We start from the raw sequence: 17,768 nt of genomic DNA on the forward strand, positions 1-17,768 counted from the left end.
AAAATTAAGCGTTATCCTTGTTGAATTGATGTATCACGGTCAGTCCGTGAATGGTCAGATCGTCCTCAAAAGCGTCAAAAAGCGCTTCGGACTGCTGGAACAGGGGCGCCAGCCCGCCCGTTGATATCACGCGCATCTCGCGGGCGCGTTCCGCCTTGATCCGGGCACATATCTCACGCACCAGACCGATGTAACCCCAGAAAACACCCGATTGCATGCAGGCCACTGTATTTGTGCCTATCACTGCCTGTGGCCGGGATATGTCAACATGCGGCAGGGCCGCCGCCGCCTGGTGCAGGGCCTCGAGGCTGAGGTTCACGCCAGGAGAGATCACCCCGCCGATATAGGCACCATCCGTGTCGACCACGTCAAAGGTCGTCGCAGTGCCGAAATCCACCATGATCAGATCACCCCCATACAGGTTGTGACCGGCCACAGTGTTCACCAGCCGGTCGGGGCCAACAGCGGTGCCCTCGTCCACGCGCACATCTACCGGCAGCAGACAATCAGGTTTGCCCACCACCAGGGGGCGTGTGTCAAAATACCGGTCCGCCAGCACCCGCAGGTTAAACACCACGCGCGGCACGGTTGATGAGACGATCATATCTGTGATCTGCACATCCAGGTTCTGCAACCGCATCAGCGTGCTCAGCCAGACGTAATACTGATCCGCTGTGCGCTGCCATTCGGTCGAGGTGCGCCAGGATGCCAGAAACTGTTCCCCATCCCAGATCGCAAAGACCGTGTTGGTGTTGCCACAATCAACCGCCAGAAGCATGGTGCGGCCCCCCGTCCCGTTTCAGAAAAATACATCCGCCGCAGCGATCCGGCGCAGTCCTGTGTGCGTGCGTAGCATCAGGTTACCGTCTGCGTCCACATCCTCGAATGTACCGGTCCGGCTGTCACGACCGGTGCGTGCGGTTATTACCTCGCCCAGACGCGCGGCATGGGCCAGCCAGGCTGTACGCACAGGAGCAAAGCCAGATTGCCGGAAAGTGGTCTCCAGCGAGGCATATTCGTGCGCAAGCAGAACGAGGAAATCTTCTGGTCCGATTAAACAGCCCGTTTCCCCGGACAGCGCTACCGGCTCTACCGCACCGGGCTCGACAGCCTCCGCCGCAGGCGCCGCCGCCAGGTTTACCCCGACCCCTATGGCCAGCACATCGACCTGCCCGGCCCGCCCGCTGCTTTCCAGCAGGATGCCAGCAACCTTGCCGCCCCGCAAAAGCACATCGTTCGGCCATTTCAGTGCAAAGGCCTGCGGCTCTCCCGTGGCCGCGACGAAAGCGCGCCAGAGTGCAAGCGACATCACGAAAGACCGCAGCGCTGCAATGGCTGGTCCCTCGCCCGGACGCAGAACAAGCGTCGCTGCAAAATTACCCGGCGGCATGGCCCAGGGCCGTCCGCGCCGCCCGCGCGCTGCTGTCTGACGATGCGCCAGCAGCCAGAAAGGTGCATGTTCACTGGATGCCAGGGCAATACCCGCATCGAGCGTCGATCCCGTCTCTGGCAGGATCACCCGACCATATCCTTCAGGCCAGTGGCTCATAACGGCTTCCGGCCAGAAATATCCGCCCCGCAGGATGGGGTTGCAGCAAACCGCAGGTCAGTTGACCAGTGTCGCAGCGGCTGTCGCTGCCGCCGTTTCGACGCCAAACATATTGACGATACCCAGGACCATGATCGCCGCAGACGCGAGCAACAACCCGGACAGGATCGGCGCACCGCCTTTGTCCAGCCCGTCCTCGCTGTCGTCGCCGAAATACATGAAAAACACGATCCGCAGGTAGTAAAACGCCCCGATCACCGATGCCACAACACCAGCAATGGCCAGCCATGCCAGACCAGCCTCATAGGCCGCGCGCAGAACGTAGAACTTGCCAAAGAAGCCCAGCATCGGCGGCACACCCGCCAGGCTGAAGAGCAGCACAAGCATCGCCAGCGCTTTGCCAGGTTCGCGTTTGGCATACATGTTGAGCGACGAGATCTCTGTCACCGGCTGCCCGTCTTTCTGCATCAGCAGGATAAAGGCAAAGGTGCCGACGTTCATGGTCACATAGATCGCCATATAGATCAGCATCGCCTGCACACCCAGCACGGTGCCTGCCGCGAGGCCCATCAGCGCATAGCCCATGTGGGCAATCGACGAGAACGCCATCAGCCGCTTGATATTGGTCTGACCGATCGCGGCAACCGCACCGAGGAACATGGACAGCACCGACAACAGCGCCACGATCTGACTCCAGTCGCTGACGGCATTGCCAAAGGCATCATGCAGAACCCGCGCAAAGAGCGCCATCGCCGCAACCTTGGGGGCCGTGGCAAAGAAGGCAGTGACCGGCGTAGGAGAGCCTTCGTAGACATCCGGTGTCCACATATGGAACGGGACAGCCGAGACCTTGAAAGCCATACCGGCGATCAGGAACACCAGACCAAAGAGCAGCCCGAGCGAGACCTCGCCCGCCTGTGCGGTCTGGATGATGCCGGAAAAGAGCGTGGTACCCGCGTAGCCATAGACCAGCGACGCACCATAGAGCAGCAGGCCGGAGCTGAGCGCACCCAGCACAAAATACTTCAGACCAGCCTCTGTCGACTTCACGCTTTCACGCCGCAGAGAGGCCACGACATAGAGCGCCAGCGACTGCAGTTCGAGGCCCATATAAAGCGCCATGAGGTCATTGGCCGAGACCATGACCATCATGCCCACGGCGCTCAGCGCCACCAGCAGCGGGTATTCAAACCGCAGCAGGTCCCGCGATTTCATGTAGCCTTCAGACATTACGAGAACAGCCGCGGCCGACAGCAGGATCGTCACTTTGGCAAACCGCGCGAATCCGTCGATCATCAGCATGCCGTTAAAGGCTGACTGCGCGCCTTCGCCGTTGATACCGATATAGGCGGCCAGAGCGATCATCACGCCCGCCGTCATCCAGACCAGTGTCGACGCCATTCCGTCTTTGGATGTGTAGACGGCCACCAGCAACATCACCATCGCGTAGACAGAGAGCAGTATCTCGGGCAGGACCAGTGTCAGATCAGCAGAAGTCATTGCTTCACCCTTCAGTTCGACGCGAGCTGGGACGCGGCTTCTGCCGCGGCAAGCGCCGTATCATAATTGGAGACCAGGTTGGCAACTGCCGGTCCGGTAATGTCGAGCACCAGGCCCGGATAAACACCCAGCAGCAGCGTCATCACCACGAGTGGTGCAAAAATCCAGCGTTCGCGGGGCGTCATATCCGTGATGGAGCGCAGGCTTTCCTTGATCAGATCGCCCATGACCACCCGGCGGTAGAGCCACAGCGCATAGGCCGCCGAAAAGATCACGCCCGTTGTCGCCACAACCGCCACCCATGTGTTTACCTGGAAGACTGCCATCAGGGTCAGGAATTCGCCAACAAACCCGGAAGTACCCGGCAGGCCGACATTGGCCATCGTGAACAGCATAAAGATCAGCGCGTAGGCCGGCATCCGGTTCACCAGACCACCATAGGCCTCGATGTCGCGGGTGTGCATCCGGTCATAGATCACACCGACACACAGAAAGAGTGCACCGGAGATAAAGCCGTGGCTGATCATCTGAAAAATCGCCCCGTCCAGACCCTGCTGGTTGGCGGCAAAAATACCCATGGTCACAAAACCCATGTGCGCGACCGATGAATAGGCGATCAGCTTTTTCATGTCTTCCTGCACCAGAGCCACCAGCGAGGTGTAGACAATGGCAATGGCGGACATCCACAGCACCAGCGGTGCCAGCACCTCAGAGCCCACGGGGAACATCGGAAGTGAGAACCGCAGAAAGCCGTAGCCGCCCATCTTGAGCAGGATCGCAGCCAGAACCACGGACCCCGCTGTCGGGGCCTGAACGTGCGCGTCCGGGAGCCAGGTGTGCACCGGCCACATCGGCATCTTGACCGCAAAGCTGGCAAAAAATGCAAGGAACAGCAGTGTCTGAAGACCCCCGATGACCTGTATTCCAAGTACCGAGAAGGTCTCGAAGGCAAACTCGTGGTTCAGAAGTACCTCGATGTCGGTCGTGCCAGCGTCAGCGAACATGCCCACCATCGCCACCAGCATCAGCACGGAGCCGAGGAAGGTGTAGAGGAAGAATTTGAAGCTCGCATAGATGCGGTTCGCCCCGCCCCAGATGCCGATGATCAGGAACATCGGAATAAGGCCCGCCTCGAAGAACAGATAGAAGAGCACCAGATCCAGCGCCATGAAGACGCCCAGCATCAGTGTTTCCAGCAGCAGGAACGCAATCATATATTCCTTGACGCGTGTTTCCACATTCCATGATGCGGCAATTACCAGAGGCATCATGAAGGTGGTCAGCATCACAAAGAGGACAGAGATCCCGTCAACGCCCATTTTGTACTGCAGGCCCAGCAGCCAGTCGTGCTCTTCGACAAACTGGAAACCGGTATCGCTGGCATCAAACTGCGCGAGAATGAAAAGCGATACAAGGAAGGTGACCGAGGTGGCCACCAGAGCCAGAATTTTGGAATTCCGGTTATAGGATTCATCTGCGGATGGCACAAAGACCGCAATGATCAGCGCCGCCAGAGCAGGAATGAAGGTGACCATAGACAGAAGGTTATCCATCACTCAACTCCCCCGCTGAGCGTCATCCACGTCACCAGCACGGCAATACCGACGACCATGGCAAATGCATAGGTAAAGATATAGCCGGACTGCGCACGGCCTGCGAGGCGGGTGAAGAAGGGGATGATCCCCATCGCCACACCGTTCAGGCTGCCGTCGATCACGTTGCCGTCCCCGCGCTTCCAGAAGAAACTGCCGATCCATTTTGCCGGGCCGACAAAGATGACGTCGTAAAGCTCGTCAAAGTACCACTTGTTCTTCAGGAACAGGTACAACGGGCGCTGGTTCTCTGCGAGACGTCCGGGCAGCGACGGGTTTTTGATGTAGAACCACCAGGCAACCACAAACCCCAGAACCATCGAGATAAACGGCGACAGTTTCACCCATGTGGGCACATAGTGCGCCTCATGCAGCACAGTGTTTTCGGGCGCGATATAGATGCCCGCTTCGCCGGGCGCGTCCGCCATCACGTATTTCAGCTCGGATGCTTTCGGGCTCCGCTCTGCCACAGCCTTTTTAAGCTCCTCTGCCGGGGCCTCATAGTGACCGCCAAAGAACGTGATGATCTCGTTTTGCTTGCCGAAGAAACTCGAATACCAGATCGCACCGGCAAAGACCGATCCGATCGCCAGAACACCAAGCGGGATCAGCATCACCATCGGGCTCTCATGCGCGTGGTCATGCGTGTGCTTGTCGCCGCGCGGCGTGCCCCAGAAAGTCAGGAACATCAGCCGCCAGGAGTAGAAACTGGTGAACAGCGCCGCGATGACCAGCGCCCAGAAGGCAAAACCGTTGCCGGCTGCAAAGGCGCTTTCGATCACAGCATCCTTGGAGGCAAAGCCCGCAAATCCGATCCACCCGGTGAGCGGGATGCCGACCCCGGTGATGGCCAGTGTCCCGATCAGCATCGCCCAGAATGTATAGGGAATCTTTTTGCGCAGACCGCCGTAGTTCATCATGTCCTGCTCATGGTGCATGGCATGGATGACCGAGCCTGCGCCAAGAAAAAGCATCGCCTTGAAGAATGCGTGGGTAAAGAGGTGGAACATCGCCACCGGATAGGCCCCGACACCCGCCGCCACGAACATATAGCCCAGCTGCGAGCAGGTCGAATAGGCGATCACGCGTTTGATGTCGGTCTGCACCAGGCCCACGGTCGCGGCAAAGAACGCGGTTGCAGCACCGAGCACTGTGACAAAGGCCATTGTCTCGGGCGCGAATTCCATGATGGGCGACATGCGGCAGACGAGGAAGACACCCGCAGTCACCATGGTCGCTGCGTGGATGAGCGCGGACACAGGCGTCGGGCCTTCCATCGCATCCGGCAGCCACGTGTGCAGCAGCAGTTGCGCCGATTTACCCATCGCACCCACAAAGAGCAGGAAAGCAATCAGGTTCGCTGCGTTCCACTCTGTCCACAGGAAGGTCAGCTGCGTCTCGGCCAGATCGGGCGCAGCCGCGAACACGTCCGAAAAGTTGATACTGTCGGTCAGGAAAAAGAGCGCGAAGATCCCCAGCGCAAAGCCGAAATCACCCACCCGGTTGACCACGAAAGCCTTGATCGCGGCCGCGTTGGCCGAGGGTTTGCGATAGTAAAACCCGATCAGCAGGTACGACGCGACGCCCACACCTTCCCAGCCAAAGAACATCTGCACAAGGTTGTCCGCTGTCACCAGCATCAGCATCGCAAAGGTAAAGAACGACAGATACGCAAAGAACCGGGGCTTGTAGGTCTCGCCTTCTTTCCATTGTGGATCATGGTCCATGTAACCAAAGGAATAGAGGTGCACGAGGCTGGAGACAGTGGTGATCACAATCAGCATGATCGCGGTCAGACGGTCCAGACGGATCGCCCAGTCGGTGCTGAGCGTGCCGCTTTCGATAAAGCGCAGAATCGGGATCTGTTGTGTGACCCCGTCAAAGGTCAGGAAAACAACCCAGCTGAGCAGTGCGGAGAGAAACAGCAGCGACGTGGCGGTCCACATCGCGGCCTTCTCGCCGATGATTTTCCAGCCGAACCCGCACAGAAGCGCGCCGACCAGCGGGGCAAAGAGGATGATGGTTTCCATGGTGCCTTAGCCCTTCATCACGTTGACGTCTTCCACGGCGATGGTGCCGCGGTTCCGGAAGAAACAGACCAGAATGGCCAGACCGATTGCCGCCTCTGCTGCGGCGACCGTCAGCACAAAGAGCGTGAAGACCTGGCCCACCAGATCGTCCAGAAAACTTGAGAACGCCACAAGATTGATGTTCACAGCCAGCAGCATGAGCTCAATGCTCATCAGCAGAATGATGATGTTCTTGCGGTTCAGAAACAGCCCGAAGATGCCAATGACAAAGAGCGTCGCCGCCACTGTCAGGTAATGTTCAAGTCCGATCATGTTGCCCCTCCGGGATGCGTCCCGTTTGTCTTTGATCTGCCGCGCCTCAGCCCGGCACGAATTCTGTCTTGTCGCCGCGCGTCTCCGGGTAGAAGGCCGCACAGGCGCATGTTTCATCACTCAGTGTCTCAATCCGCACGTCACGGGTGAAACTGCTCAAATCGTCCGCCATCCGCTCCAGCGTCGCAAACACCCGCGCGCCGCTCTCATGTGTGGCGATGACCTTCAGCGCGTCGTCTACCCGGTCGAAAGGAAAGCGCGCATTCATGTTCTCTTCGGCGGCCCGGAACCGAAGCGCATTGCCCGGCGCGCAGTCCATCACGGTGATATCGGTGGCAGAGCCTTCCTGAGACCACCAGTCACGCCAGATTACGCGGCCTTCGCCGAGATCGATATGATCCGCCTCGCCGCCATGGCTGATGTGGGTGACACGTGTACAGTCTTCGATAGACAGCGCCTGCGCTGCACCGGACGCCAGAAGGGCCAGCCCCGCCGCCGCGATCCTTGCCGCCTGCAATGTTGTTCCGCCTTCAAGACCCATCTTGTCGTCCTTGCCGGTCTCAGGACCGGTTGAAATATCCAAAAGCCGCGAGAACCGCGACGCCAATGGCCACCAGAACCGCGACCTGATCACCGTCCATTACAGACCCTGCCCCGGTTTGATATCCTTCAGTTCCATCGCGGCAGCCGGGTCGCGCATCATCTGGGCAACCACATCCTGACGCTTTACATCGGACCGGTGGCGCAGGGTCAGCACGATCGCACCTATCATCGCCACCAGCAGGATCAGCCCGCTGAGCTGGAAGAGCAGGAAATACTGATCATAAAGGATCATCCCCAGCGCTTCGGTGTTGTGCCGGTCAACGGGCACCACCTGTGTGCGCAGCCCCTCTGCCGCTGCGTTGCTTTCCCAGGCGCCGAACGCCATCACAAACTGCATCAGGATGACCACAGCGATCAGCAGCGCGAGCGGCATGTACTTTGCCATCTCGGCCTTGAGCTCGGCAAAATCCACGTCCAGCATCATCACCACAAACAGGAACAGCACCGCGACCGCGCCGACGTAGACGATGACCAGCAGCATCGCCACGAACTCCGCGCCCAGCAGCACAAAGAGCCCGGCCGAGGACAAAAACGCGAGGATCAGCCAGAGCACCGAATGCACCGGGTTACGGCTGATCACGGTAAAAAGTCCGCCCGCGATCACGCTGATGGCAAAGAGATAAAAGGCAAATACGATCATTCCGCGTCCTTTTCTTCGTCCAGAACCTGCTGCGCCAGTTCCAGCGCGCGGGTCATCGCAGGCAGACCTGCAAACATCGACATCTGTCCGATGGTCTCGACGATGTGCTGCTCGGTGGCGCCGGCTTCCAGTGCGTGCCGTACGGCCTGGCGGAACGCCACATCATTCTGTGCGCCCTGCATGGTCAGCCCGGCCAGCGTCAGCAGCATCCGGGTGCGTGCATCCAGTCCGCCCTCGTTCAGCGTATTGCCGAACATCATTTCCATCATGTCCTTGGGCATCGTGCCCATCATCTTTTCAAACCCTTTGGGGCTGAACGCCTCCATCGCCGGAAAGGACTTCGCCATTTCCTGCGCCTGGGCCATCATGGCCGCAAAGGGGTTCGCCCCCTCAAAAGGGTTCTTTGGGTCGCTCATCTGTAAGGCGCGTCCATTTCCAGGTTGCGGGCAATTTCGGCTTCCCAGCGCTCGCCGTTATCGAGCAGTTTCTGCTTGTCGTAGTAAAGTTCTTCACGCGTTTCCGTGGAAAATTCGAAATTCGGCCCCTCGACAATCGCGTCCACCGGGCAGGCCTCCTGACAGAAGCCGCAATAGATGCATTTGGTCATGTCAATGTCATAGCGTGTGGTCCGGCGGCTGCCGTCCTCGCGCGGTTCGGCATCAATTGTAATCGCCTGCGCCGGGCAGATCGCCTCGCAGAGCTTGCAGGCAATGCAGCGCTCTTCGCCGTTGGGATACCGGCGCAGGGCATGTTCGCCCCGGAAACGCGGAGACAATGGCCCCTTTTCATGCGGGTAGTTCAGCGTGGCCTTGGGCGCAAAGAAGTATTTGAGCCCCAGTTTCATGCCGACCCAGAAATCCTGCAGCAGGAAGTATTTCGCGGCGCGGGTGTAGTCGATCTGTGTCATGTCAGCCTCCTACGGTCCAGCGGGCATAAGCGCCCCAGAACCAGTCGAATTTCGCGGCAAAGGATACAAAGACCACCCAGACCAGGCTGAACGGCAGGAACACCTTCCAGCCCAGCCGCATCAGCTGGTCATAGCGGTAGCGGGGCGTGATCGCCTTGACCATCGCAAAGAGGAAGAAGAAGAACGCCATCTTGGCAACCATCCACAGCGGGCTGTCCGGCAGGAACGGGACAGGCGACAGCCAGCCACCGAAGAACAGCAGTGAAATCAGCGCGCACATCAGGAAGATGGCAATGTATTCCCCGGCCATAAAGAGCAGGAATGGTGTCGAAGAGTATTCGACCTGGTAGCCCGCAACCAGTTCGGACTCAGCCTCGGGAAGGTCAAACGGCGGGCGGTTCGTCTCCGCAAGTGACGAGATAAAAAACAGAAAGACCATCGGCAGGTGCGGCAGCCAGTACCAGCTGAAAAAGCCATAGGCGCCATCCTGGGCGGCAACGATCCCGCCAAAGTTCATCGAACCGGTCGAAATGATCACACCAATGATGATCAGTCCCAGCGAGACCTCGTAGGAGATCATCTGTGCGGCAGACCGCAGTGAGCCAAGAAAAGGATATTTGGAGTTGGAGGCCCAGCCCCCCATGATCACGCCATAGACTTCCAGCGAGGACACGGCAAAGACAAACAGGATCGCGACGTTGATGTCCGACAGCACCCAGGTTTCGCTGAACGGAATCACCGCCCAGGCAATCAGCGCCAGTACAAATGAGGTCATCGGGGCGAGCATGAATACCGTGCGGTCTGCACCGGCCGGGATCACCACCTCCTTGACCACGTATTTCAGTGCATCAGCGACCGTCTGCAAGAGGCCGTATACGCCCACCACGTTCGGGCCGCGCCGCATCTGGACCGCCGCCCAGATCTTGCGGTCGCCATATACAAGGAACAGCAGCGAGACCATGACAAAGCCAACAACAGCCAGCACCTGTGCCAGGATCAGGACGGCGATGCCGCCAGGGGTGGTAAGAAAGTCAGCCATAGGTCCTCACACCGTCGGTATTCCAGTTTCCTTACAGGCGGCTACGGTGACATCGGCGTCGATCACAGCGAGCCCTTCAGGCAGGGTTGGCGAGATGGTGTAAACAGCATCTGCCGCCCACACGCCACCCTCTTCGGTCACTTTTGTACGCAAATGACGCGTAAATCCGTATCCCCGGATCAGCGTATACTGCGCCGCGGCACATTCCGCGTATCTTTCCACGTCCGCGCTGCTGCGCGCACCGTCCATTGCCACATTGAACTGCACCAGATCCCCGTCCAGCAGCGTAGTCTCTACCCCGAGATAACCGGGCGTAAAGGCATCAGCCTTCGGCGCGGGCGGTGCACAGGCCGCCAGCGCGAGAGGGGGTATCAGGACAATCCGCTTCATTCCGCGGCCATGGCCTCTCTGTTACGGGCTTTCGCACCGGCGGACAGTTCCGCCATCAGCTGCGAGGCCCGTGCAATCGGGTTGCTCAGATAGAAATCCGTTATCGCGAGGCCGAAATCACCTTCCGACAGCGTGCCGCGCGCAACCGGCTGCCACGCGTTTTCGGCCACTTCATCGACCTTCGCCAGATGCGGCACATCTCTGACCAGCACCTGACGCAGCTGCGCGATGCTGTCATAGGGCAGCTGCGCGGTACACTCTGCCGACAATGCCCGCAGGACAGCCCAGTTTTCCTTGGCCTCGCCAGGCGCAAAACCGGCACGCAGCGCCAGCTGCGGACGCCCCTCTGTATTTACGAACAGTCCCGGCTCTTCGGTATACGCCGCGCCAGGCAGAATGATGTCCGCGCGGTGTGCGCCACGATCCCCGTGGCTGCCCTGATAGATCACGAAAGGACCAGCTTCGATGTCGATCTCGTCAGCGCCAAGATTATAGATGACATCGGCACCCGAAACGGCGGCCATACCGCCTTCGTTCACTGCACCCACATCAATTGCACCCACGCGCGATGCAGCGGTGTGCAGTACCAGGAATGACGATTGCGTGGCCTCGGCCAGTGCCATTGCCTCGCCCAGCACCGCCGCCCCGTCTGCGCGTTGCAGGGCCGCCTGGCAGACAATGATGACCGAAGGTTTATCGGCAACATCCGAGTGATCCCGGCCAAGCAGCTCAGTCAGCGCCGACGCACCTGTTCCGATGTGGTTGTATTCGTAAGTCAGATCAACGGCTTGTCCGATCAGTCCAACCGACGCACCCCGGGTCCAGGCCTTGCGGATACGGGCGTTCAGCACCGGGGCCTCAACGGCGGGGTTCCCGCCCACAATCATTATGGCCTTTGCTGTGTCCAGTTCTTCGATGGTCGCGGTACCCACATAGGCCGACCGGTTGTCGGCAGGCAGGTGCGCGCCGTCGGTGCGACATTCCACAACGCCGCCCTTGCTTTCGATGAACTGCTTCAGAGCAAAAGCGGCCTCGACGGACACCAGATCGCCCACAATCCCGGCAACCGACCTGCCCTCTATCGCCGCCGCAGCCGCGGACAGAGCCTCAGGCCAGGACGCGGGACGCAGCTTGCCATTTTCGCGGATATAGGGTCTGTCCAGGCGTTGCCGGCGCAAACCGTCCCAGACAAAACGTGTCTTGTCGGAAATCCACTCCTCGTTCACGCCGTCATGGTTGCGCGGCAGAAAGCGCATGACCTCACGGCCTTTCGTATCCACGCGGATGTTGGATCCCAGCGCATCCATCACGTCGATGCTCTCGGTTTTGGTCAGCTCCCACGGGCGGGCCGTAAAGGCGTAGGGTTTCGAAACCAGTGCACCAACCGGGCAGAGATCAATGATGTTGCCCTGCAGATTGCTGTCCAGCGTCTGACCCAGATAACTGGTGATCTCGGCATCCTCACCCCTGCCTGTCTGGCCCATCTGGTGAATACCCGCCACCTCGGTGGTGAACCGCACGCAGCGAGTACAGGAAATGCAGCGCGTCATATGCGTCTCGACCAGCGGTCCGAGATCCAGATCCTCTGTCGCGCGTTTGGGCTCGCGGTACCGGCTGAAATCGACGCCGTAAGCCATCGCCTGGTCCTGAAGGTCGCATTCGCCGCCCTGGTCGCAGATCGGGCAGTCCAGCGGGTGGTTAATGAGCAGAAACTCCATCACCCCTTCGCGGGCCTTTTTGACCATGGGCGAGTTTGTTTTGACAACAGGCGGCTGTCCTTCAGGTCCGGGGCGCAGATCGCGCACCTGCATCGCACAGGAGGCCGCTGGTTTTGGCGGACCACCCACGACCTCAACGAGGCACATACGGCAGTTTCCTGCAATCGTCAGACGCTCATGGTAGCAGAACCTGGGGACCTCGATCCCGGCTTCTTCACAGGCCTGGATCAGGGTCATTGCCCCGTCTACCTCGATCTCTTTCCCATCGATAATGACTTTGCGTAAGTCACTCATATCATTTGCCTTCTCATCGGCACGCAGCCTTCGCTGCGCGCTGTTACCCTTTGGTCACCAGGGGGTGATCACCCCGGTGAGCTGATCGGTGACCAGCTCGCCGTCTGCATGTGTCGTCATCGTTGCGCGGCCGTTGGGTTTGACGCGAAAACCCACTGCACCCGCGTCTGGCCGCAGCCGTTTGTTGATATCAAATCCTACCCGCCGGCCGTCGGGCAAATCGCAGTACACCCGGCCAATGCTTGCAAAGCCAGCCACAAAGATCCGCGGCGCACCATCGCGCATCAGCTGGATGACAGGCATCTGTGCACCCTCGATGCCACAGGAAGTGCCCGCGGGGAATCCCTCAAAGGTCGCCGCCATCTTGGTTCTCACACCGGCTTCAGCACCTCCGCTGGTGATCGCCAGAACACCGGCCAGAACAATCGCCTGTCGCATCACCGGTCCTCCCGCAGAAGCCGGCCCGCATCGGTACCCGCCGCAATCTGCTGGCGGCCAAGCGCGCAATATCCCGAAGCGTCTGCCCTGAGACCCTGATCTTTGAGCAGAGAGGCCGCGCGCAGGCGCAGGCGTTCTTTTTCTGCCTCAGAGTCCAGATGCGCTTCCACCTCGGCGCGGGTATAGCCGCTTTCCTCCGCCGCTGTCTGCAGATTTCGCAGATAAGCATAGGCCCGGAAAAACCGCGCCGAAATCGACGGGCAGGATTTGCGGATCTGATCCGCAAGCGCCACTGCGAACAACCCGTTGTCGATCACCGGCACATCCCGCAGCGCAGGTTTAGCGAGTGCCGGCCCGCTCAGGCCGCATATCAGTACTGTTGCTACCATCAGCCGAACCATCCTGTCTCTCCCACTGTGACCCGGGCGCGCCGACAGATACCGGCCCCCCGCTCAGAGGTGGGGCCAGAGACTGCGGTTATGCAATAACGCAGCGCAGGGCCTTGGTATGTGGTCTGCAGGATCACAGCGGGCAGGCCCCTGTCAGCGTCAGCGTATCATCTTCGATCAGCAACTCATCTGCCGGCACATCCGGGTCGGTGACCCAGAGAATATCGGAGCTGCCATAGTTCCTGACGCAGTATGCAATTGCCTCGTAGCGCGCAGCCTCGCGTGCCCCTTCCACTGACGCCGATACCGGACGCGCTGTGGCGCGGAACTGGTGGCGTTCGCCATCCTTTTTCGCATTTGACCGGTAGAACTGGCCATCAAAGAAAATCGTGTCATCATCCGGGCCACACCCCACAAGCAGCAATGCTGCCAGCGCTACGGCGCCATATGTTTTTATGCCTGTCACTCTGCAGCAACCTCCGCACAGCGGTTGTCCTGCCAGAGCCGCGCTTCTTTCAGGTGAGACCAGCCAAAGGCATGGTCACTGTCACCGTGTTTTTTCAGATGATCCAGACGCGCCAGTGCCTCGTCCAGCGTGGGCTGATGCCCGGCGGGCACCCACCACATCACAAAATGCATTTCGCCCAGCACCTCAAACCATTCCTGGCGACGCTCGTAAAACTGCTTGTGGACAGTCCCCCAGACAAAGGTCTCGAGTTCTGCGGCGGTTTCCCAGACCGTGAGGTTCGACACATAGAGCGGATCGCCATCAATCTTGGCTTCTGTGTTGCCGGTACCCGGCTCGCCCGACCCTTCCATCATCCAGACGAAACCCGGCATGCGTTTGCCCAGCCCGTTGATCCGGTCGAGGTTCTGCATAAATTCAGCGACGCGCGGGTCGTCCACCGGCGCGACAAGGCGCCCCACGTTCAGCTCTGCCAGGTGGTGCCCCTGCATGGTCAGACCCTCCTCATCATATTGCCGACAGCGGATCGCGCCCCGATCTCGGCGGTGGCTGATGCACAGACAGCAGCGTCATCGGCTCCGTCGACGCCCTTTGCCTTGAGGTGCGCGGCCGTCGCGTCGTCCACGTCCTTGCGGCTGACGCGTGACGCTGCAGCAGCGATCTGCTCGGGCGCATAGCCCCTGGCCACCAGAGTATCAAAGAAACGCAGGTTCATTTCGGTACTGGTCCCCAGCCGATAGCCGATCCCTGCCGCGCCACAGCGGGTTACGTAAAAACTGGCAATCCCCGAATTCTGTGCAAAATAAAGCGTGGCCTCATTCAGCTCGGCAAGCGCCTCACGTGTGGCGGGCGCCTCCTCAACCACCGGCGCATCCGGTGCCGCGCAGGCCGCCAGCGGGGTCAGAACAGCCGCCGCAACCAGCAGGCGCTTATGGCCCACTGCGTGATATGACCCTGCGCGGATCAAAACGCCGCCCAACTTTGACAACACTTGCTAATTCCCGCATCGCTCAACGCAAAATCGAAAGACTTACAAGTACTTGGTTTTCCAGCTGAAACCATCGCGTATGACGACACCCGCAGGGAACCGCGAAACAAAAATCGCGGTTTGCAGACACTGGAAACTGGTTTCTGCAAGGACATAGGAACCTTATCTGCTCAGGAGAAAGCGGCCCACCGGGTCGCCAGTTGAAATCAAACGGTGACCTGCTTCACACCAGGAAGCTTCGCTGTCGACGTCGATCTTTTGCTTTTTGATAAAAGATGTGCCGTAGTCATATACTTCTTGTGCATTCAGTTTAAGGACTTCGTCGACATAATCGTCATCGCTGAGCTTGGCTTCGCGTGCTTTTTCAAACAAAAGCTTATCAAGTCCCCGGCCCATCCGTCCGTTTTGTTTTATCGTAGGGCAATCAATAGCAATTTGCTCAGCCATCAGTGCGTCCAGAAGTGATTGTCTTATGGCTTCTGAACTTTGCGCAACAGCAGAGGTTGCCCAGAAAGATACGAGCAGCACCGAGAATGCCGGGAGCGCAGATATTTTGATTTTGAGCATTTTTCAATTCGTCCCTAACAGTACTTCAGTTACTCCGCCGCCACCGCACTCACACGGCCGGTGCGCTTGTGTTTGATGCGGTCTTCGATCTCGTCGCGGAAGTGGCGGATCAGCCCCTGAATCGGCCAGGCTGCCGCGTCACCAAGCGCACAGATCGTGTGACCTTCGACCTGTTTGGTCACATCAAGCAGCATGTCGATCTCTTCTGGCTCGGCCTCGCCCGTTACCAGCCGGTCCATCACGCGCATCATCCAGCCTGTGCCTTCGCGGCAGGGCGTACACTGCCCACAGCTTTCGTGCTTGTAGAACTTGCTCAGCCGCCAGATCGCCTTGATCACGTCCGTCGAGTTATCCATCACGATCACCGCCGCCGTGCCGAGGCCCGAACGCTGTTCGCGCAGATAATCGAAATCCATGATCGCGTCTTTCATCTGTGCGCCGGGGATCATCGGCACGGATGACCCACCCGGAATCACCGCCTTGAGATTATCCCAGCCGCCACGGATACCGCCGCAATGCGTCTCGATCAGCTCTTCAAAAGTGATCGACATCGCCTCTTCGACCACACAGGGGTTGTTGACGTGGCCACTGATCGCAAAGAGCTTGGTGCCCGCGTTGTTCGGACGACCAAAGCCCGAGAACCATTCAGGTCCGCGCCGCAGAATGGTCGGCACAACAGCGATAGATTCCACGTTGTTCACTGTGGTCGGGCAGCCATACAGGCCCGCGCCCGCCGGGAACGGCGGTTTCATGCGCGGCATGCCCTTTTTGCCCTCAAGGCTTTCCAGCAGTGCCGTTTCCTCGCCGCAGATATAGGCCCCCGCCCCGTGGTGCAGATAGATGTCAAAATCCCATCCTGACCCGCAGGCGTTCTTCCCAACCAGACCCGCGTCATAGGCCTCGTCAATGGCGCGCTGCAGCGCCTCTTTCTCGCGGATGTATTCGCCGCGGATATAAATATAGCAGGCATGCGCATTCATCGCGAAAGATGCGATCAGACAGCCCTCGACCAGCGTATGCGGATCGTGGCGCATGATCTCGCGGTCCTTGCAGGTGCCGGGCTCGGATTCGTCAGCGTTCACCACCAGATAGGCAGGCCGCCCATCGCTCTCTTTGGGCATGAACGACCACTTCAGACCGGTGGGAAACCCCGCACCCCCCCGGCCCCGCAGACCAGAAGCTTTCATCTGGTCCACGATCCAGTCGCGCCCCTTTTTGATGATCCCGGCCGTGCCGTCCCAGTGGCCCCGCGCCTGCGCGCCTTTCAGCGTGCGGTCGTGCATACCGTAGATATTGGTAAAGATCCGGTCTTTATCCTGAAGCATCACGCTTCCCCTTTTACTCGTTGTCGCGCGCAGCAGCCCGCGCACGCCTTAACTGCAATGACACAACCAGTGCCCAGAAGAGCCCGGCAAGTGCCGCAGAATCAAAAAGCAACGCATAGCGCCCCGGCAGGCCCAGCATCGGCCCCAGCCAGAGCGACAGAAGCCAGAGCACCATGGTGCCGACAATGACAAGGCTGACCAGCCGCCCCCTGGCGGCCAGCGCGCGCTCCTGCGCCTGCTTGCCCTGATCCTGCGCACTCATGACCGGTCTTGCCTTCCGTTCTCAGTTCCCGCGTTTCTTCAGCGTCGGGTTACCCGCCCTTCGCCAGTTTTTTGGCCTGTCCGACCCAGTCGTCCCGTTCGATACGCCCTTTGAACCGAAGGCGCTCATCGACCCAGGCGATGTCTTTCTTCTTCAGCGAAGCGACCTGGTCAAAGTGCCAGATACCCAGGCTGTTCAGTGTTTCCTCAAGCTTGGGGCCAACACCGCTGATCTGTTTCAGGTCATCGGCACCGCCCTCGCGGGGCCCGTCAGAAAAGGCGCCGGGACGCGCATCTGCATCGGAAGCCGCCTTTTTGGCCGCAGGCTTTTTGGCCGGAGCTTTCTTTGCGGGCGCTTTCTTTGCAGGCGCTTTTTTCTCAGCGGCAGGCGCGGCCTGCGTTGTTTCAGTGGTCGAAGGGGCCGCAGCCGGCTGCGCAGCCGGTTTGGGCTTGGGAGCCGGTGCAGGCTTCGGCGCCGGCGCTGCGGGCGCTTCTGCGCTGGCACGAACCTCGCCTGGTCCGGGCAGCGGGCGCGTCATGACCCAGCTGATAATCACGCCAAGGACAACGAAGACAACAAAACCGGCGAAAGCACCCTGAATAAAGCTCCAGCTGCCCAGCACCCAGAGGAGAATCGCCGCCAGCGCACCACCGGCCGCAGCCACAAGCCAGCTGCCGAGCGCCATACCGATCATACCTTCTTTGTTGTCCATCGTTCTTCCTCTTCGCGTTTATCTCTGTGATGCGGAACAGTGTTACC

At 59.6% G+C, this 17,768-nt stretch carries 22 protein-coding genes; all 22 read right to left on the reverse strand.

The window, feature by feature from the left end; genetic code table 11:
* Positions 1-4: 4 nt before the first annotated feature.
* The 22 genes from Q0792_RS14315 to Q0792_RS14420 all read right to left on the reverse strand — a co-directional run bounded on the left by Q0792_RS14315 (position 5) and on the right by Q0792_RS14420 (position 17,721).
* Positions 5-778: a type III pantothenate kinase gene (locus Q0792_RS14315; RefSeq protein ID WP_298841999.1), complete on the reverse strand. Its 774-nt coding sequence runs from the start codon at positions 776-778 to the stop codon at positions 5-7.
* 21 nt (positions 779-799) lie between these two features.
* Complete coding sequence (locus Q0792_RS14320) at positions 800-1,549, reverse strand: biotin--[acetyl-CoA-carboxylase] ligase (protein WP_298842002.1); 750 nt, start codon at positions 1,547-1,549, stop codon at positions 800-802.
* A 57-nt stretch (positions 1,550-1,606) separates the two neighbouring features.
* Positions 1,607-3,049 carry an NADH-quinone oxidoreductase subunit NuoN gene (gene nuoN / locus Q0792_RS14325; protein ID WP_298842004.1) on the reverse strand — a complete coding sequence of 481 codons (1,443 nt, stop codon included), beginning with the start codon at positions 3,047-3,049 and terminating at the stop codon, positions 1,607-1,609.
* An 11-nt stretch (positions 3,050-3,060) separates the two neighbouring features.
* Complete coding sequence (locus Q0792_RS14330) at positions 3,061-4,602, reverse strand: NADH-quinone oxidoreductase subunit M (protein ID WP_298842007.1); 1,542 nt, start codon at positions 4,600-4,602, stop codon at positions 3,061-3,063.
* Positions 4,602-6,671 (reverse strand): NADH-quinone oxidoreductase subunit L, encoded by a 2,070-nt coding sequence (gene nuoL / locus Q0792_RS14335; protein ID WP_298842010.1) that lies wholly within the window; start codon positions 6,669-6,671, stop codon positions 4,602-4,604. Before nuoL ends, Q0792_RS14330 begins: the two co-directional genes overlap by 1 nt.
* 6 nt (positions 6,672-6,677) lie before the next feature.
* A complete protein-coding gene (nuoK, locus tag Q0792_RS14340; protein ID WP_011569388.1) occupies positions 6,678-6,983 on the reverse strand; it encodes an NADH-quinone oxidoreductase subunit NuoK in 306 nt (101 codons plus the stop codon).
* A gap of 46 nt (positions 6,984-7,029) precedes the next feature.
* Entirely contained in the window at positions 7,030-7,566 is a 537-nt protein-coding gene (locus Q0792_RS14345; protein WP_298842084.1) for a hypothetical protein, read from the reverse strand.
* A 57-nt stretch (positions 7,567-7,623) separates the two neighbouring features.
* Entirely contained in the window at positions 7,624-8,226 is a 603-nt protein-coding gene (locus Q0792_RS14350) for an NADH-quinone oxidoreductase subunit J (protein ID WP_298842091.1), read from the reverse strand.
* Positions 8,223-8,642, reverse strand: coding sequence for a carboxymuconolactone decarboxylase family protein (locus Q0792_RS14355; RefSeq protein ID WP_298842093.1), 420 nt, complete (start codon positions 8,640-8,642; stop codon positions 8,223-8,225). The genes Q0792_RS14350 and Q0792_RS14355 overlap by 4 nt, the downstream gene beginning before the upstream one ends.
* Positions 8,639-9,133 (reverse strand): NADH-quinone oxidoreductase subunit NuoI, encoded by a 495-nt coding sequence (gene nuoI / locus Q0792_RS14360; protein WP_298842096.1) that lies wholly within the window; start codon positions 9,131-9,133, stop codon positions 8,639-8,641. Before nuoI ends, Q0792_RS14355 begins: the two co-directional genes overlap by 4 nt.
* Before the next feature lies 1 nt (position 9,134).
* Entirely contained in the window at positions 9,135-10,172 is a 1,038-nt protein-coding gene (nuoH, locus tag Q0792_RS14365) for an NADH-quinone oxidoreductase subunit NuoH (RefSeq protein WP_298842098.1), read from the reverse strand.
* A 6-nt stretch (positions 10,173-10,178) separates the two neighbouring features.
* Positions 10,179-10,562 (reverse strand): hypothetical protein, encoded by a 384-nt coding sequence (locus Q0792_RS14370; protein ID WP_298842101.1) that lies wholly within the window; start codon positions 10,560-10,562, stop codon positions 10,179-10,181.
* Positions 10,559-12,574 (reverse strand): NADH-quinone oxidoreductase subunit NuoG, encoded by a 2,016-nt coding sequence (gene nuoG / locus Q0792_RS14375; protein ID WP_298842104.1) that lies wholly within the window; start codon positions 12,572-12,574, stop codon positions 10,559-10,561. Before nuoG ends, Q0792_RS14370 begins: the two co-directional genes overlap by 4 nt.
* A 54-nt stretch (positions 12,575-12,628) precedes the next feature.
* Complete coding sequence (locus Q0792_RS14380) at positions 12,629-13,012, reverse strand: hypothetical protein (RefSeq protein ID WP_298842107.1); 384 nt, start codon at positions 13,010-13,012, stop codon at positions 12,629-12,631.
* On the reverse strand, positions 13,012-13,413 hold the full coding sequence (locus Q0792_RS14385) for a DUF5333 domain-containing protein (protein WP_298842110.1): 402 nt from the start codon (positions 13,411-13,413) through the stop codon (positions 13,012-13,014). The genes Q0792_RS14380 and Q0792_RS14385 overlap by 1 nt, the downstream gene beginning before the upstream one ends.
* 121 nt (positions 13,414-13,534) lie before the next feature.
* On the reverse strand, positions 13,535-13,867 hold the full coding sequence (locus Q0792_RS14390) for a hypothetical protein (protein ID WP_298842113.1): 333 nt from the start codon (positions 13,865-13,867) through the stop codon (positions 13,535-13,537).
* Positions 13,864-14,358 (reverse strand): DUF3291 domain-containing protein, encoded by a 495-nt coding sequence (locus tag Q0792_RS14395; protein ID WP_298842116.1) that lies wholly within the window; start codon positions 14,356-14,358, stop codon positions 13,864-13,866. The genes Q0792_RS14390 and Q0792_RS14395 overlap by 4 nt, the downstream gene beginning before the upstream one ends.
* A gap of 2 nt (positions 14,359-14,360) precedes the next feature.
* Positions 14,361-14,807 carry a DUF5333 family protein gene (locus Q0792_RS14400; RefSeq protein WP_298842118.1) on the reverse strand — a complete coding sequence of 149 codons (447 nt, stop codon included), beginning with the start codon at positions 14,805-14,807 and terminating at the stop codon, positions 14,361-14,363.
* A 210-nt stretch (positions 14,808-15,017) separates the two neighbouring features.
* Positions 15,018-15,422, reverse strand: coding sequence for a DUF5333 family protein (locus Q0792_RS14405; protein ID WP_298842121.1), 405 nt, complete (start codon positions 15,420-15,422; stop codon positions 15,018-15,020).
* 29 nt (positions 15,423-15,451) lie between these two features.
* A complete protein-coding gene (gene nuoF / locus Q0792_RS14410; RefSeq protein WP_298842124.1) occupies positions 15,452-16,747 on the reverse strand; it encodes an NADH-quinone oxidoreductase subunit NuoF in 1,296 nt (431 codons plus the stop codon).
* Positions 16,748-16,760: 13 nt separating this feature from the next.
* Positions 16,761-17,009, reverse strand: a complete 249-nt coding sequence (locus Q0792_RS14415) for a DUF5337 domain-containing protein (RefSeq protein WP_298842127.1) — start codon at positions 17,007-17,009, stop codon at positions 16,761-16,763.
* A gap of 49 nt (positions 17,010-17,058) precedes the next feature.
* Positions 17,059-17,721, reverse strand: a complete 663-nt coding sequence (locus Q0792_RS14420; protein ID WP_298842130.1) for a hypothetical protein — start codon at positions 17,719-17,721, stop codon at positions 17,059-17,061.
* Between the last annotated feature and the right edge of the window lie 47 nt (positions 17,722-17,768).

This window comes from uncultured Roseobacter sp., assembly GCF_947495025.1.
Lineage (GTDB): Bacteria > Pseudomonadota > Alphaproteobacteria > Rhodobacterales > Rhodobacteraceae > Roseobacter.